We start from the raw sequence: 15,926 nt of genomic DNA, 5'->3' as shown, positions 1-15,926 counted from the left end.
AACAAAACTTTTTTCCAGTCTTTTTTCAGCCCCAATCATTTTATTCTGTTAACGCATTAACTGCTTGTTCAAAATTCTTGATCTTTTGATCAGCTTCTTTTTGAGAAGCAGCTTTCGTTGCCAAATAAAATTTAATCTTGGGTTCAGTTCCAGATGGACGAATCGCAATCCAACTACCATCTTCCAAGAAATATTTTAGCACATCAGATGGAGGTGTCGTTAATGCTTCGACTTTTCCATCAGCGAAAGTTCTTGTTAATTCTTTGAAATCTTCCGTTTGTTTCACCTTGATATCAGCAAATGAAGTTGGCGCTTCCTCACGGAATTTTTTCATTAGAGCTTTGATCTTTTCGCTGCCTTCGATCCCACTTAAGGTTACTGAAATTGTTTTTTCTTCAAAATAACCATACTCTTTAAAAATGTCTTGCAAACCATCATAAAGTGTCTTGCCTTGTTTTTTATAGAAAGCTGCAACTTCCGCTAGTAAAACGAGTGCTTGAATTGCATCTTTATCACGAACGAAGGATTTCACTAAATAACCATAGCTCTCTTCAAAACCAAACATAAAGGTTTGTGAATGATCTTCTTCATATTGTTCGATTTTTTCTGCGATAAACTTAAATCCAGTTAAAACATCTACCATTTTTGTATTGTATTTTGCTGTGATCGCAGTAGCTAGTTCACTAGACACGATCGATTTCAAGACAACAGCATTTTCCGGTAATGTTCCAGCTTGTTTATGTGCTTCTAAAATATATTGGATCATGATCGAGCCTAATTGGTTACCTGTTAACACTTGATAAGTTCCATTAGGTAATCGAACTGCTGCACCTAAGCGGTCAGCATCAGGATCTGTTGCAATCAATAAATCGGCATCTTCTTTTTCTCCTAAGCGAATTGCATATTCAAAAGCAGAATGTTCTTCTGGATTTGGAGATTTGACTGTTGTAAAATCTGGATCAGCAATTGCTTGTTCTGGAACTAGCATGAATTTTTCAAAGCCTGCTTGTTTCAACGCTTTTTCACCAAGCATTTTTCCTGTACCATGCAATGGTGTGTATACAAGTTTCAACTCTTTGCCCATTTCATTGATTAATCCTTGGTTGATCGTAACTGTCTTAACTTCTTTTAAGTATGCCGCATCGACTTCTTCACCAATGATTGTGATCAAATCGCTCTCTTTGGCTTGATCATCTGCTAAAACTTCTACTTTTAATGGGTTCTCGACCTCACGAACGTATTTAGTGAGAGCATCAGCATCAGCTGGCGGCATTTGTCCACCATCTGCCCCGTAAACTTTATATCCATTATAAGCTGCTGGATTGTGAGATGCAGTGATCATAATCCCTGAAAATGCGTTCAAATAGCGAACAGCAAAAGATAACTCGGGCGTTGGCCTTAAACTTTCAAAAACAAATGCAGGAATATCATGTTGCGCTAAGGTTTTGGCTGCTTCCATTGCAAATTCTGGTGACATGTGTCGAGAATCATAAGCGATTGCAACGCCACGACGCTTAGTCTCAATTCCTTCAGCATCCATGAAACGAGCTAACCCTTCCGTTGCTTGACGAATCGTAAAAATATTCATTCGATTGATGCCGGCACCTAAAATCCCACGCATACCTGCTGTTCCAAATTCTAATGGCGCATAAAAAGCATCCTCACATTTTTCTGGATCTGCTTTTAAATCTTTCAATTCTTTTTTTAAGTTTTCTGGTATATTTTCTTCATTTACCCATTGTTCATAGACTTGTTCCCAAGACATGTCAGCACCTCTTTTATCTTTTGTTTTCTTATCCACTAGTAAGTATATCATTCTACAAGCTTTGAGGAAAGTAATGCCTGCCTGAAATGGCTTGTATGTTATTTGATTGAACTAATTATTTTAACAACCCTCGCATTCGCAATAGTTGATCTGTGATCATTTGTGGTTTCGCTGCAAAGTAATCAGAAAATTTCTGACTCCAGCGTTTTGTTTCTCTCGCTTCACCAAACGCTTCCATGGTCTGATTGTATTGTTCAATCAAGGTATATGCGTAAGGCTGATATTTGTCATAATGAATAACGGCAGGTTCAGGCAAACGGGGTTTGACTTTCATCTCAACGATTGGTTTGCCAATACTCAAACCAAACAGTGGAAATGTCTTCTCAGGCAAATCTAGTAATTGACTGATTTCTTTTCCATGTTTGCGGATGCTTCCAACAACAACTGAACCCAATCCTAAACTTTCTGCAGCAATCACAGCATTTTCAAGCGCTAAAGCGGCGTCTGTTGTAGCTAAAATAATTGGTTCGATACTTTCATCGATCGAATATGAACTTTCATGCGCTGAGCTAACCATTTTTGTACGATAAAGGTCTCCAACGAATAGTAAAAAAACAGAGCCTTTCATCATATGTGCATTGCCGGGATTCCACTTAACCAATTGTTCTCGAATCTTCTCATCTTGGATGACGATAATGCTGTAAAATTGTCCATTCATCCAACTTGGCGCTTGGCGAGCCGCATCTAATATCGCTTGAAGTTCTTCTTTTGATAATCTATGATTCTCGTCAAAATCACGATGACTGCGGCGAGTTTGTAAGATCTCGATTGTTTTATTCATATTGATTTCCTCCTTTTATCTTCATTTTATCATAGTGTTGACGAATCCAAAGTTATTTTTTTGGTGACTTTGAGTAATTTTGTTTCAAATAGCAACAATTTTTCTTCATTCACTCTAGTAAAATTGATTCGTATGCTGTCTTGATTTTCACCAAAAAAGAAACTCGGTGCAATCAGCAAGCCTTCTTGTAAAAAATACGTCCAATCTTTTTGCTGTAATTTCCCATGTTTCCATTTTGCCCATATATAAAAACCACCTTTAGGCATACTTACTTCCCATTCATCCATTTTATTCAAAACATCAAACACTGCTTTCCCTCTTTGCTCTACATTTTGCCTCAAATGAGAAACTTTATCTGAAAAGTCTTTGTCTGTTAATGCCAAATTAGCTAAGAGTTGAGGGAAAATGCTTAAAGAAAAATCCATCATTTTTCTTGCTTCTGCTAATTGCTGATTCACTGACGTTGGCGCACTCAACCAGCCGATTTTAGTTGTTGAACCAAGTATTTTGGAAAGAGAACCGATATATAGAACATTTTCGGGATCTAGTTTTTTTAACGGCTGGATTTGGTCTGAAGAAACAAAATTTAATTTAGCAAAAACATCGTCTTCTAAAATCGGAATTTGGTAATTTTGGCATAGTTTAACTAAGGCTTTTCGGCGATCCATCGACATTGTTGTCCCTGTGGGATTTTGAAATGATGGATTCACCATGACCATTTTGACGCGGTGTTGACGAATCACTTTTTCAAGAGAATCAAGACAAATGCCATCTTGATCTGTTTTCACACCATAGAGACGGATGCCGGCTGCTTGGAAAATTGGAAGTGCGTAAAGAAAAGATGGATCTTCAATAGCAACACTATCCCCAGAATGCAATAATACTTGTAAAATCAAAAATAAAGCTTGTTGTGCACCCGATGTAATTAGTAGACTTTCTGAAGGAAGAGAAAAGCCATACTCTTTTTCAGTTTCGCGGCTGATGGATTGTCTTAACGGCAGATAACCTAAGTCGTCTTGCTGTTCTTCTTCCAAAAAATGTTTCCATGTCAATAGCGGAAATGAGAAACTTGGAATTAGATCTAACGGCAATTCTCCCGTGTATAAATCTAAGACGTCCGCATCAGAGTGCTTTATCAGCCATTCGATTTGTTCCGTGAATGGATCGATTTTAGCGAAAGCATTTTGTTCTAGGTAACGACGCCAATCTGTTCTCGGTGTTGTGCTGATTCCCCACTTTCCTTCGTTGACGATAGTTCCGCTTCCTTGTTTCCTAATGATCCAACCTAAAGCAACAAGCTCATCTAAAGCATGTACCACTGTAGATCTATTTACTTGAAAATAATTTGCTAGTTTTCTTTCTGAGGGTAATCGTTCACCTGGGAGAAGATCGCCATTTTTTATGTAAGAGAGAATTAATTCAATGATACTTACGTATATTGGAACACCTTTTTCTTTATTTAGTGACCACATTTTTTTGCCTCCAATTTGTTGTTAAGTAACTATTGTTTGTGGATAAGATGTTATTCTTTTTTGATTAATGAAGATTATTATGAGCTCAATCTCTTGTACTGCTCATCATCGGTTCACTTCGTTCTCCGTGATTCAATACGAAGGAGCAACTCTCCCTTTGGTCGTCTTGTACTGCTCATCATCGGTTCACTTCGTTCTCCGTGATTCGCAGCAATTGGATGACCTGAAAATAACCCAATTGGCTGTTTTTGTCAACTTATGTTTGTTTTACAATACTTGTATCAAAATATTTCTGAATAGAGGTTGGACAATGATCAAAAAAGTATTAACAGTAGCTGGTTCTGATTCTAGCGGTGGTGCAGGTATTCAAGCGGATTTAAAAACGTTTGAAGAATATGGAACATTTGGTTTTTCAGCTTTGACTAGTATTGTGACGATGGATCCTGATGAAGGCTGGAGTCATTTGGTTACCCCAATTGATCCAGAGTTAGTAGATAAACAATTAAAGACAATATTTGCAGGTGGTGCTCTTGATGCCATGAAAACTGGGATGCTTGGTACAGTTGAAGCAATTGAGATTACTCGACATTACATCGATAAATTTGCAATGGAAAATATTGTGATCGACCCTGTTATGGCATGCAAAGGAACTAGCGAGTTATTACAACCAGAAAATGTAGCTACCATGACTCGTTTACTTTTACCTAAAGCAACGATCACTACACCTAATCTAGTTGAAGCTGGAATTTTATCTGGATTGGGCGATTTAACTTCAATTGATCAAATGAAAGAAGCGGCAAAAAAAATCCTTGACTTAGGCCCTAAAAATGTTGTGATAAAAGGTGGACATCGTTTGAAATCTGATAAAGCAATTGATCTTTTTTATGATGGAAATGATTTTACCATCTTTGAAAATGAACTCTTCCGAACAGATTATAACCATGGAGCTGGCTGTACATTTGCTGCAGCTGTAACTGCTGGTCTTGCAAAAGGCTATTCAGTTGCTGATGCTGTATCTTTGGCTAAAAAATTTGTAGCTGCCGCTATCAAAAATGGGCAAAAAATCAATCCTTTTCTTGGACACGTTTGGCATGGCGCATATAATCAAGCGCAAAATAGAATGACAAAAAATTAAGGAGTGAAAGAATGAATCAAAAAAGTTCAACAACTTCTATCGTACTTGTCGGCTTATTTGCTGCCTTGACTATTCTTGGAACGATGATTAAAATTCCTATGCCGACTGGTGCGTTTGTTCATTTAGGTAATTCTGTCTCATTGCTAGCAGTACTTTTAATTGGATACAAAAAAGGAGCTTTAGCTGGTGGGTTAGGGTTTGCTATATTTGATGTCTTAAATGGATTTGCAGCTGAAGCACCTTACTTTATTTTAGAAAGTTTTATTGTTGGTGGTGCAGCTACTTTGATGATTTTATTTTTCCATAAAAATATTGATACTATTTGGAAAATCATTGCGGTTGCAGCTATAACTGGAATTGCCAAAATTATTATGACGCAACTAAAAAACACTGTAATGGGCCTTCTTGCAGGTGCAGATTTTAATGTAGCTTTTGCAAGTGCCTTATCTAAATTACCAGCAACCTTCATTAATGTTGCTACGACCATCGTTATTGTGACACTCGCTTATTTCCCATTAAAGAAAGCAATGAACGTCATTTTTACAAGGCAATCATTTTAATTATTTACAAAAAGACTCCGCTTTTCTTGGAAATTTTCCAAAAATAAGCGGAGTTTCATTTATTCATTTTTACTGAAAATACTTTCTAATATCCCAAAGATGATCCCTGCTACAGGAAAAATAATCCAATTTGATCCCCAATTTCCTAACAAAAAACCTTGGCATAGAAAAACTGCAACAATAATTGGCCAATAAATTTTTTCAATTGTTTGGAACCAAACTGGTCTTTTACTATCTCTTTCAGCTTTTGCTCTGGGTCCTAGTTCTCCTTCATCTGAAATAAAATAGGTTTGTTCAAGCATCTTGGTGAAACTTCCCATGATCACACCACCAAAAATGAAGAAGAAAACACCAAATGAAGCAAGAATTAATAGACAAGCCATACCAAAAAATACTTCCCCATATATCGTTCCAAAAAAGACCACAGGTATGATAGATAAGATGCACAATACGACCCCAGCCACCATGCAAAAAATAAACGAACGCTGAAAAGCATCCTTTCTTTTTTTGATCTCATTCTTTACTTGAATTGAAATAAAGCGATCATCCAATTTTTTGTTAGTATTAGATAGGCTCGTTCCAGCGATAATAAATAGCGGCACGCCCACTGCAGCTCCTAAGAAAACAAATAATAAGCCTAGTCCTTCAGCGACACCTTCGCCATACAATGCCATACTGACAAAAAGTGCAGCTACTCCTAAAATGATAACCATTACGCCTAAACCAATCAGTGTAGCCGCTCTGTGGCAAACTTTAAGAAAATCGAATGATTCTTCGATCGTAATTTCGTCTAACTCATATCCTTTTTCCTCAATGAATTCTTGCTTAATATTCATTTCTTCTAGCAATTCATCGATCGAGCCAAATTCTGAAATTACACCTCCAATTGCTTCGTTTTCAGACTTCCCTTGACTTTTTAAATCTTCATATCGATCTTCCGCACTTGCTAATAAGTCTTGTTTTAATTGTTTTGTTTGATTTGTTTCAGCTATCCCTAAAAATAAGCTATCAATATAATCCTGGATCGTTTTCATTATTTTTCCTCCTTGATAAAGCGTTCAACGACTTTTTTAGTTAATACCCACTCTGCAATTTTTTCTTCTAAATATTCTTTCCCTGACAATGTTATTTTATAATATGTTCTTTTTTTACCATGTGTAATTTGTCCAGGAAACGATTCAATAAATCCGTTTTTTTCTAAACGGTTAAACGCAGAATACAATGTTGTTTCCTTGATTGAATAATTATTTTCTGAAATTTCCGTGATTCTTTTAGAGATCGCATATCCGTATGAATCACCTTCCTGCAATACAGATAAAATAAATGTATCATTATACCCTCTGATTGCATCACTGCCAATCATTGAATCACCTCCAATTACTCTACCTGACGTACTACGTCTGTCGTTGTAATTATCATAGCACGATTACTACGACAGGTAAAGTAAAAATAATCAAAATAAAAAAGAAGCGCAAAATACGCTCCTTTTTTAATTCTTTAATTAAATAGTATCACCATTAAAAATAGAATTTTTTACAATTACATAATCTACTTTACGAATGGCTTCAAGATCACGACCACCAGCATAAGAAATGGATGATTGTAAATCTTGTTGCATTTCTACTAGCGTATCCGCTAAACTTCCTTTATGTTGAATCCAAATCTTTTTGCCCTCAACATTCTTCTTCTCACCTTTTTGAAATTCAGAAGCACTGCCGAAATATTCTTTATAAACAACGCCATTTTCGACTTTTGTTTCACCTGGAGATTCTTCATGACCCGCAAATAGTGAGCCGATCATCACCATTGTTGCACCAAAACGAACTGATTTCGCAACGTCTCCCGGTGTACGAATCCCACCGTCAGCGATAATAGGTTTTCTAGCAGCTTTTGCACACCAACGTAGTGCAGCCAATTGCCAGCCGCCTGTTCCAAATCCAGTTTTGATTTTCGTTATACAAACTTTACCAGGACCAATTCCAACTTTTGTTGCATCCGCTCCAGCATTTTCTAATTCCCGAACTGCTTCAGGTGTTCCAACATTTCCAGCGATAACAAATGTGTCAGGTAAATGTTTTTTTAAATGTTGAATCATGTTGATCACGGCATTAGAGTGTCCATGTGCAATGTCAATTGTTACGTAATCGGGAACCAAATTCCGCTCCGCTAATTCCTCTACAAAACCATATTCAGCTTCTTTTACACCAACACTAATTGATGTAATCAAGCCTTTAGCGTTCATTTTTTCAATAAATGGAATTCGAGCATTTTCATCAAAACGATGCATGATATAAAAGTAATCATTTTTTGCTAGAAACTCCGCAATTTCTTCATCAATAATCGTCTGCATATTAGCAGGTACGACTGGCATTTTAAAGGTATGCTTCCCTAATTTCACAACTGTATCACATTCAGAACGACTATTCACGATACATTTGTTTGGAATCAACTGGACATCTTCGTAATCAAAAACTTTCATACTGTATTGCCTCCTAGTAAGTTCAATTAAAAACACGCAAAAACACGAACATTAAACTAATAATAGTTCGCATTTTCAAGCACCTATGCTAATTTACACTATCTATTTATAAATGTCAAAGGTAAATGACGAAAAATATATAATACATTTACCTATTGTTCGTGTTTTGAGCGGATAATTATTTTCCAAATTTTTTATACAGCATTTATCTCCTTATGTTCAACACTTTGTTCTTCGACTTTTTCTGCAGGTAAGATACGGTTTAAAAGTATTGCAGCTATTGAGGCAGTTGCTACAGATGAACCAAAGAAATATTGTAGAAGTTGTGGCAAGGATTGAATAAAGTCCTTTGGTATCAACGTTAACGCAAGGGTTAAAATCATCGGGATCGCAATGACGTACATTTCCTTTTCGCTAATCTCAACTTCTTTGATCACTTTGATTCCACTGATTGAAATAATTCCACATACAATAACAAAAACGCCACCAATTACAGGTGAAGGAATTGACGAAATTAAGGTTGATAACTTACCAGACAAACCAAAAACAACGAACCAAGCGCCAGCTGTCACAAATACTTTTTTACTTGCAACTCCTGTAATCGAGATGATTCCTGCATTTGTTGAGTAGCCAGTAACAGGTGTTGTCCCAAGCAATGATGAAATAAGACACCCGATTCCCTCGCCCACAACTCCTCTATTGATATTTTCATCCGTAAGCGGTGCTTCGCAAACATTGCTAACTGCAAACCAAGTCCCAGTTGTTTCAGCCATCAGTACAACATAAATAATCACCATTGTTATAATAGAGGACAAATCAAACGAAAAATGAAAATCTACGAATGGTAATTGCGGAATGCTTATTAGTGATGCATTCCCAACTTGAGATAAATCAAGAATCCCCATCGATTGAGCTGCTAAACTTCCAATAACTAAGGCTAAAATAACAGAAGAAACTCTAAAAATTCGACCTTTCCCTGGAAAACGTGATCCAATCATCGCAAACAAAACAAGCGATGTTGCCGCAATTACTGCTAGCAAAATATTTTGACCTAAATCTCCTGTAGCTTTAAAAACATTGTCATTTAAGGCGACTGGCATTAATGATAAACCCACAATAAAAATAATTGTGCCGCCAACAATTGGTGGTACAAAGGCTTTGATCAAACGATTAAAAATGCCTGTTACCCCTAAAATAATCACTAAAACGGCACCAATCAAACTAGCACCTAAAACCGTACCCCAACCATTACCACTTTGACTATTCGCAAAGTAAATACCGGCAACAGCCCCAATCGGAATAAACGATGGTCCTTGTGCAACAGGGAGTTTCATACAAAAGTAGGATTGAATAATTGTCGCTATTCCTGCTGCAATAAAAGTAGATTGGATCAACGCTGAAGATTCTTTTGTCGACAATCCAATAATGGATGCGATAATAAATGGCACCACATAGACATCCATCGCTAAAACATGTTGAATTCCTAAAAGAGCTGATTGCCCGATTGATAGATCATCATTTGGTCCTACCGTTAATTTTGATTTATTTATTTGAGTTTCAGTCATTTTAAACTTGCACCTCTTGTTCTTTCGTATTATTATCATGAACTTTTCTTCCTTGAACCCAAACTTCAGTGATATCCTCAGGTCGTAACAGGTAGAGAATTTTTTGAAAAATTTCCATCAAGGGCTCTGACTCAGAAAAAATTGGTAACTTTTTACTATCAACAATTTGAACATCCCAAGCATAATCGACCGCTAATTTTCCAATTGGTAAGCTCAATGATTCTCCACCGCCAGCCGTTGCTAGATAAAATGCTTCGTTTAAGGTAATACTTGATCCTGAAATCCCACGTTTTTCACTACAGCAATCTTTATCAACGCCATCTGCTAGCATTCGCGATGATATAACTGCTTGTCTGATATTATCAAATAAACTTGGGGAAAAACCACCAGAAATATCGCTACCTAAACCCGTTTCTACTTGATATTCATTCAATAATTTGGCAATTGGTGTCACCGCATTCCCGAAATAGGCATTAGAAATTGGACAATGAGCTACTGCTGTTCCATTTTCAGCAAACAATTCCATATCTTCATCTGACAGAAAACCACAATGCGCCATAATAGCTTTTTCTGTAAGTAATCCAAAATCATTTAACGCAAAAGCATCATTTTTGCCAAAACGCTCTTGAACAAATTCGTGTGCCCAATCACTTTCACTACAGTGGGATTGGATATGAACATCATACTTAGCAGCCAAAGCACCTAATCCTTTTAAAGAATCATCTGTACAACTTGGAATAAAACGAGGTGTTACAACTGGATAAACGCCTTGAGGTGTTTCCTTGTTTAATTTTAGTACTTCTTGAATAAATAATTCTGTTTCTGCGAGTGCTTCATCCGTTGTAGCATCTCGATAATAATCAGGATTTTGCTCTTGATCGTCCATTACGACTTTACCAACTAAACCTCTTTGACCTTTTTCACTACAGATTTCTGCTAAGCGCAGACTAGACTGACGATGAACTGTTGCAAAATACAGTGCTGTCGTTGTTCCGTTTTTTATTAATTGTGAAACTAAGTCTGAATACACATTCTCCGCAAAATGCTCATCAGAAAATTTAGCTTCCAGCGGAAAAGTATACGTATTAAGCCATTCATATAATGGGAGATCAAGTGCTGTCCCAGCTTGTGCCCATTGAGGTGCATGAACATGAAGATCAATAAAACCTGGAAGAATATATTGTCCTTGAGGTAATTCTTGAAGTTTATTTTTTTCCGAATATTCTTGAATAATAGCTTCATAATTTTTTTCTTCTGGAGAAATAATAGCACCGATCTTCCCTGTTTCTGTAATGCCAAATAGTGAATTCTCTAAAACTTTTACATTTTTTGAATCAATACTTGAAAATGCTGTTCCTTTAACGACAAATTTAAACAATATAAACGCTCCTCTCATAACGATACAAGCATCATTATATATAATGATTCGCATTTATTCCACTTTTTCTCTTTTCTAGTTCTTAAAAACTCTCCTAAAAACAGCAAAAAACGAACAATAGTGAATTTCAAGCAAAAAAAGTAAAACAAAACATACAGCGTCTTGTTTTACAGCATAAAATCTGTTTCATCATTTTGTTTGTTTTTTTCTTCTTCTAACCGATCGATTTTATCATGAAGATCAGCAATCGTCTTTTGTAATTCATCATGCATATTATCATGTTTTTTTATGTAATGTTGATAAGCTATGGTGGATAAGCGTACCACTTCCTGCTGCCAAAGAGGCGCCTAAGGTACTCAAGACATTCGTATAATTCCCTAAAATCAACTGAACTCTAGCGGATGGTTGTAGATTTTTCAACAAAGGAATCCACATAGTTAAAACAGCAAAAACAACTAAATAGAAAAAAAGAAATAGATAGATAAAAAGGGACACTTTACTAGATAATAATGCTGGAATTTGTTCTAAAGACCGCTTCTCTCGTTTCATTTCTTGTCGACTCCTTTTCTGGCTATCACTTTTAAGTAACTATCTTTATTATGATAGATAGTAAAACAAAAGTAAATTATCGACCCCTTCATTATTTTTTGACCTAATCTATAACAATCAGTTAAAAGAACAGCACTGCCTTTTGATTCTAGCTAAAATTGAGTTATACTTAAAGATGAACCATACTTACTAGGAGGCAAATGACTATGCTGAAAATCGAACGAATCCAAACTGGTGTTATCCAAGAAAATTGTTACTTAATTTATAATGAAACAAACTTATTAATCATCGATCCAGGTGCTGAAGCAGAAAAAATAGCCGCTTTGATTGAAAAAACAGGTAAAAAACCGATTGCTATTTTACTAACACATACACATTATGATCATATCGGCGCAGTTGAAGAGCTTCGCCATCAATACAACATTCCTGTTTATGTTAGTCCATTAGAACAAGAATGGCTGTCAAACCCAGTGCTCAACTTATCTGGATTAGGTCGTCATAATGATATTGCTGATATTATTGTTCAACCTGCTGAGGAAGAATTTGAACTGACCGATTATGATTTGGGTGGAATGAAGTTTTCTGTTGTTCCAACACCTGGCCATTCGATTGGCAGTGTAAGTTTTGTCTTCGATGACTTCGTTGTCACAGGAGACGCATTATTTAAAGGAAGTATCGGTAGAACTGACTTACACACAGGAGATATGCAACAGTTACTTCACAGTATCAACACCTATCTTTTCACATTGCCTGATGAATTTCCAGCCTACCCTGGACATGGTGATGCTACAACGATCGAACATGAGAAAAAAACAAATCCATTTTTCAACTAAAGAAGAAACAAAACCTTATTATATAGCTATTAAAGGAGGAATTAAGGTATGAATGAACCGACAACGCTATACATTATCCGTCATGGGAAAACCATGTTCAATACAATAGGTAGAACTCAGGGATGGTCAGATACGCCGTTGACGAAAGAGGGAGAAAAGACAATTCATTATTTAGGCCTTGGTTTGCAAGAGACTAATTTTAAAGAGGCATACTCCAGTGACAGCGGACGTGCGATGCAGACCGCACGCATTATTTTACAAGAACATCCAAACGGGGCTGATATTCCTTATGCTACAGATAGTCGTATTCGCGAATGGTGTTTTGGCTCTTTAGATGGTGGGTATGATGGCGAGCTTTGGGGTGTGGTCCCTAGGATTTTAGCTTTTAAAAACTATGATGACATGATGACCAATAGAATCAGTTATAAAGATTTGGCTGACGCTATCATCGCTGCTGACACAGCAAATTGGGCCGAACCTTATGAAAAAATTCGTGAACGAGTTTGGAGCGGGTTTGAAGATATTGCTCACTATCGAGAAAAAAATGGTGGCGGTAATGTGATGATTGTCTCTCATGGATTGACGATTTCATTTTTAATGTCATTGATCGATAATAGTTTGCCTATGCAAATTGGCCTTGAAAATGGCAGTGTGACTAAACTTATCTATGAGAATGGTAAATTTACGATTGACACCGTCAATGATACCCACTATATTGAGAATGGTCGTGAGATTGCATCAAATAATTAAACGTTCAAAAATAAGAGTATGGGAGAACACAAGTTTTGTTTTCTCTCATACTCTTATTTCTATCGCTTATTTAATGACTTTTTTTCTTAATTTAAATCCTTCTTTACGATTTCAACTGCTTCCTTAGAATCTTGGATTTTTTCTAAAGTCTCATTATAGTTTTTGGCCGCATAGGCAAAAAATAAAACATCAACTACATAAAGTTGAGCTGTTAGTGAAACAGTTGCAGCACTTCTTAATGGAGCTTCTCCTCCAATTGGCGTCAATAACAAAATAGAACTTTTTTGTGCCAAAGCTGAATCAGAATTAGCAGTCAAACCGATTACTGTCAATCCTTTTTCAATCGCAAGATCTGCGAGTGCATTCGTTTCCTGATTTGTACCTGAATGTGAGATTCCGATAAAAATTCCTTTTAGTCTATTTGTCCCGATTGCAGATGCAAACAAATGATGATCCATTGTAAAAAATACACTTAACCCTAGACGAGTAAATTTTTGATAAATATCTTGTGCAACTAATGATGATGCACCTAAACCGTAAACAAAGATAATTTCTGCCGTCTCCAGTTCTCTAACTGCCTGATCAATTGCTTGGTCTTCTAAATGTTCATTCGTCCGTTCTAGAACATGGATCAGACGGTGCTGTAGTTTTTCTTTGATTGCAGCTGTTGTTTCACCGTTTTCGACCTCTGTATACATTTGTGTATCAACAGTTCCCAGATTAGCCGAAAGTAACAATTTTAAATCAGTGAAACCACTAACCTCAATTGATCGGCAGAAACGAATAATTGCTGCTGGACTGGAACCAGATTTCTTAGCAAGTTCTTTAGCACTCAAATTAATCACTGCATTAGTATTTTCTAAAATATATTCTGCCACTTTTTGCTCAGAACCAGGCAAGTGTTTAAGATGATCCTGAATCGTTAAAATTATATTTTGCTGCATTCCCTACACATCCTTTTTTCTGCCGAAGTCAAACATATTTAGCGAATGTTTCAACAGCTTACTATATTATTATAACGAAAATGAAACAGAAAAGAAATGTATTCGCTAAATAATGAATTCTTTTTTCTCATAAAAAAACTGACTTCAATTAGCTTGGCACTCTACTAAGAAATCAGTTTTTTAATCATTACTAGCTGAAATTACTTTTTTATTTTTCTTGAAGATCTTTTGGAATTCCAAAGAAAAATGTTGCAACAAAACCTCCAGCATACGCTGCTAATAAGCCTAACACATAAGCTAGCCATTGATTGTTCGCAATTAACGGAATCAAAGCCACGCCACTTGGTCCAATTGCAATCGAGCCAACATTACCAAGAGCACCAATCACAGCGCCACCGATACCACCGCCAATACACGCTGTAACAAAAGGACGCCCAAGTGGTAATGTTACCCCATAAATAAGAGGTTCACCAATTCCTAAAATCCCCACAGGCAATGCACCTTTGATCATTTCGACAAGTTTAGTAGCGTTTTTACAGCGAATCCATAGCGCCAATGCTGCACCTACTTGTCCTGCGCCAGCCATTGCTAGAATCGGTAATAATAACGTCATACCCGTTTGAGTGATCATTTCAATGTGGATCGGTGTCAATATTTGATGAAGTCCAAACATGACCATTGGCAAGAAAGTAGCGCCTAAAGTAAACCCAGCTAACATTCCGCCTTTTTCCAATACAATATTGATTACCCCAACAAGACTATTTGAAATAAATCCTGCAACTGGCATGATTAAGAATATTGTAATCAAGCCAATCACAAGTAAAGAAACAGTCGGTGTTATAATAATATCAATTGAATCTGGAATTACTTTATGCAATTGTTTTTCTATTAAAGAAAGTAACCAAACTGCAAAGATGACTCCAATAATACCGCCTTGACCAGCTGATAAAGTACCGCCAGTCAAAATATTAGGTAATGGTGCCTCTGGGTTCATTCCAGTCAGCATTGTCACCGCACCAATTACACCACCAAGAGCTGGCGTTGCACCGAATTCACTGGCACTATTGATCCCTGTATATAACGCTAGATAAGCAAAAATTCCATTTTTAATAATGTTTAGAACATCGATATATTGTTGCCAAGAATCACCGATTGTTCCCGCAACTAGTAGATTGGACATAACGGCAGCAATCCCACCAATAATCCCAGCACCAACAAAGGCTGGAATCATTGGAACAAAAATATTAGAAATCGATTTCAAAACTGCTTTAAAACCAGAGTTATTTTTATTTTTTTCCTTTTGTGCAGCTTTGACTTGTGCAGCTTTTTCTTCAACTAATTGCTTTCCTGAAAGCTCAGTTTGTTTTTCATCTGGGTTAGGAAATGCTTCTCCCAGCTTGACACCCGCCATATCAACCATTTCTTGTGCCACCTTATTGACAGTTCCAGGTCCGATCACGACTTGCAAGGTATCGTCTTCTACAACCCCCATTACACCATCAATTTTTTTTAATTCTTCTAATTTTACTTTATCATAATCACGAATATCCATACGAACACGTGTCATACAATGGCGTAACTTTTCTACATTTCCCTGACCGCCTACTTCTTCATAAATTTCCCTAGCCAAACGTTTGATTTTATCTTCTGCCATG

15 protein-coding genes are annotated in these 15,926 nt (G+C 36.6%); 4 read left to right on the top strand and 11 right to left on the bottom strand.

Annotation, left to right across the window (positions count from 1 at the left end; translation table 11 throughout):
• Window positions 1-40 precede the first annotated feature (40 nt).
• From IGJ02_RS07350 to IGJ02_RS07340, 3 genes are all read right to left on the bottom strand, one after another.
• Window positions 41-1,765, bottom strand: coding sequence for a phospho-sugar mutase (locus IGJ02_RS07350; RefSeq protein ID WP_430603889.1), 1,725 nt, complete (start codon window positions 1,763-1,765; stop codon window positions 41-43).
• Window positions 1,766-1,880: 115 nt separating this feature from the next.
• A complete protein-coding gene (locus IGJ02_RS07345; RefSeq protein ID WP_010761185.1) occupies window positions 1,881-2,606 on the bottom strand; it encodes a nitroreductase family protein in 726 nt (241 codons plus the stop codon).
• A gap of 29 nt (window positions 2,607-2,635) precedes the next feature.
• Window positions 2,636-4,078, bottom strand: a complete 1,443-nt coding sequence (locus IGJ02_RS07340; protein WP_430603887.1) for a PLP-dependent aminotransferase family protein — start codon at window positions 4,076-4,078, stop codon at window positions 2,636-2,638.
• Window positions 4,079-4,388: 310 nt separating this feature from the next.
• Between IGJ02_RS07340 and thiD the strand changes: the two genes are divergently transcribed.
• Together thiD and IGJ02_RS07330 are read left to right on the top strand one after the other, a co-directional pair.
• Window positions 4,389-5,213 (top strand): bifunctional hydroxymethylpyrimidine kinase/phosphomethylpyrimidine kinase, encoded by an 825-nt coding sequence (gene thiD, locus IGJ02_RS07335; RefSeq protein ID WP_430603885.1) that lies wholly within the window; start codon window positions 4,389-4,391, stop codon window positions 5,211-5,213.
• Between the two features lie 11 nt (window positions 5,214-5,224).
• Complete coding sequence (locus IGJ02_RS07330) at window positions 5,225-5,773, top strand: ECF transporter S component (RefSeq protein ID WP_430603884.1); 549 nt, start codon at window positions 5,225-5,227, stop codon at window positions 5,771-5,773.
• Window positions 5,774-5,832: 59 nt separating this feature from the next.
• On the opposite strand, the gene IGJ02_RS07325 is transcribed toward IGJ02_RS07330, so the two are convergent.
• The 6 genes from IGJ02_RS07325 to IGJ02_RS07300 form a co-directional block, all read right to left on the bottom strand.
• Window positions 5,833-6,807: a permease prefix domain 1-containing protein gene (locus IGJ02_RS07325; RefSeq protein ID WP_430603883.1), complete on the bottom strand. Its 975-nt coding sequence runs from the start codon at window positions 6,805-6,807 to the stop codon at window positions 5,833-5,835.
• Window positions 6,807-7,136: a PadR family transcriptional regulator gene (locus IGJ02_RS07320; RefSeq protein ID WP_010761180.1), complete on the bottom strand. Its 330-nt coding sequence runs from the start codon at window positions 7,134-7,136 to the stop codon at window positions 6,807-6,809. Before IGJ02_RS07320 ends, IGJ02_RS07325 begins: the two co-directional genes overlap by 1 nt.
• A 138-nt stretch (window positions 7,137-7,274) precedes the next feature.
• Window positions 7,275-8,252: a GMP reductase gene (guaC, locus tag IGJ02_RS07315; RefSeq protein ID WP_010761179.1), complete on the bottom strand. Its 978-nt coding sequence runs from the start codon at window positions 8,250-8,252 to the stop codon at window positions 7,275-7,277.
• Between the two features lie 194 nt (window positions 8,253-8,446).
• Complete coding sequence (locus IGJ02_RS07310; RefSeq protein ID WP_430603882.1) at window positions 8,447-9,817, bottom strand: uracil-xanthine permease family protein; 1,371 nt, start codon at window positions 9,815-9,817, stop codon at window positions 8,447-8,449.
• 1 nt (window position 9,818) lies between these two features.
• Entirely contained in the window at window positions 9,819-11,195 is a 1,377-nt protein-coding gene (gene guaD, locus IGJ02_RS07305; RefSeq protein ID WP_430603881.1) for a guanine deaminase, read from the bottom strand.
• A gap of 276 nt (window positions 11,196-11,471) precedes the next feature.
• Complete coding sequence (locus IGJ02_RS07300) at window positions 11,472-11,744, bottom strand: hypothetical protein (protein ID WP_430603879.1); 273 nt, start codon at window positions 11,742-11,744, stop codon at window positions 11,472-11,474.
• 206 nt (window positions 11,745-11,950) lie between these two features.
• On the opposite strand from IGJ02_RS07300, the gene IGJ02_RS07295 reads away from it, so the two are divergent.
• Window positions 11,951-12,577, top strand: a complete 627-nt coding sequence (locus IGJ02_RS07295) for an MBL fold metallo-hydrolase (protein ID WP_010761175.1) — start codon at window positions 11,951-11,953, stop codon at window positions 12,575-12,577.
• A 48-nt stretch (window positions 12,578-12,625) separates the two neighbouring features.
• Window positions 12,626-13,327 (top strand): histidine phosphatase family protein, encoded by a 702-nt coding sequence (locus IGJ02_RS07290; RefSeq protein ID WP_010761174.1) that lies wholly within the window; start codon window positions 12,626-12,628, stop codon window positions 13,325-13,327.
• Window positions 13,328-13,413: 86 nt separating this feature from the next.
• Here the strand turns inward: IGJ02_RS07290 and IGJ02_RS07285 are convergent, their stop codons facing one another.
• Both IGJ02_RS07285 and IGJ02_RS07280 read right to left on the bottom strand, forming a co-directional pair.
• A complete protein-coding gene (locus tag IGJ02_RS07285) occupies window positions 13,414-14,271 on the bottom strand; it encodes a MurR/RpiR family transcriptional regulator (RefSeq protein ID WP_430603878.1) in 858 nt (285 codons plus the stop codon).
• A gap of 208 nt (window positions 14,272-14,479) precedes the next feature.
• Window positions 14,480-15,925, bottom strand: a complete 1,446-nt coding sequence (locus IGJ02_RS07280) for a PTS transporter subunit EIIC (RefSeq protein ID WP_430603876.1) — start codon at window positions 15,923-15,925, stop codon at window positions 14,480-14,482.
• Window position 15,926 lies beyond the last annotated feature (1 nt).

The sequence above is a fragment of the Enterococcus sp. DIV0724b genome, from assembly GCF_050531475.1.
GTDB classification, from domain to species: Bacteria; Bacillota; Bacilli; order Lactobacillales; family Enterococcaceae; genus Enterococcus_L; species Enterococcus_L haemoperoxidus.
This window is presented reverse-complemented; position numbering and strand designations above follow the sequence as displayed.

What these genes read in the sequence shown, in the direction of transcription:
- IGJ02_RS07350 (WP_430603889.1), bottom strand. Translation starts at nt 1,765, where the DNA reads ATGTCTTGGGAACAAGTCTATGAACAATGGGTAAATGAAGAAAATATA.
- IGJ02_RS07345 (WP_010761185.1), bottom strand. Translation starts at nt 2,606, where the DNA reads ATGAATAAAACAATCGAGATCTTACAAACTCGCCGCAGTCATCGTGAT.
- IGJ02_RS07340 (WP_430603887.1), bottom strand. Translation starts at nt 4,078, where the DNA reads ATGTGGTCACTAAATAAAGAAAAAGGTGTTCCAATATACGTAAGTATC.
- thiD (WP_430603885.1), top strand. Translation starts at nt 4,389, where the DNA reads ATGATCAAAAAAGTATTAACAGTAGCTGGTTCTGATTCTAGCGGTGGT.
- IGJ02_RS07330 (WP_430603884.1), top strand. Translation starts at nt 5,225, where the DNA reads ATGAATCAAAAAAGTTCAACAACTTCTATCGTACTTGTCGGCTTATTT.
- IGJ02_RS07325 (WP_430603883.1), bottom strand. Translation starts at nt 6,807, where the DNA reads ATGAAAACGATCCAGGATTATATTGATAGCTTATTTTTAGGGATAGCT.
- IGJ02_RS07320 (WP_010761180.1), bottom strand. Translation starts at nt 7,136, where the DNA reads ATGATTGGCAGTGATGCAATCAGAGGGTATAATGATACATTTATTTTA.
- guaC (WP_010761179.1), bottom strand. Translation starts at nt 8,252, where the DNA reads ATGAAAGTTTTTGATTACGAAGATGTCCAGTTGATTCCAAACAAATGT.
- IGJ02_RS07310 (WP_430603882.1), bottom strand. Translation starts at nt 9,817, where the DNA reads ATGACTGAAACTCAAATAAATAAATCAAAATTAACGGTAGGACCAAAT.
- IGJ02_RS07300 (WP_430603879.1), bottom strand. Translation starts at nt 11,744, where the DNA reads ATGAAACGAGAGAAGCGGTCTTTAGAACAAATTCCAGCATTATTATCT.
- IGJ02_RS07295 (WP_010761175.1), top strand. Translation starts at nt 11,951, where the DNA reads ATGCTGAAAATCGAACGAATCCAAACTGGTGTTATCCAAGAAAATTGT.
- IGJ02_RS07290 (WP_010761174.1), top strand. Translation starts at nt 12,626, where the DNA reads ATGAATGAACCGACAACGCTATACATTATCCGTCATGGGAAAACCATG.
- IGJ02_RS07285 (WP_430603878.1), bottom strand. Translation starts at nt 14,271, where the DNA reads ATGCAGCAAAATATAATTTTAACGATTCAGGATCATCTTAAACACTTG.
- IGJ02_RS07280 (WP_430603876.1), bottom strand. Translation starts at nt 15,925, where the DNA reads ATGGCAGAAGATAAAATCAAACGTTTGGCTAGGGAAATTTATGAAGAA.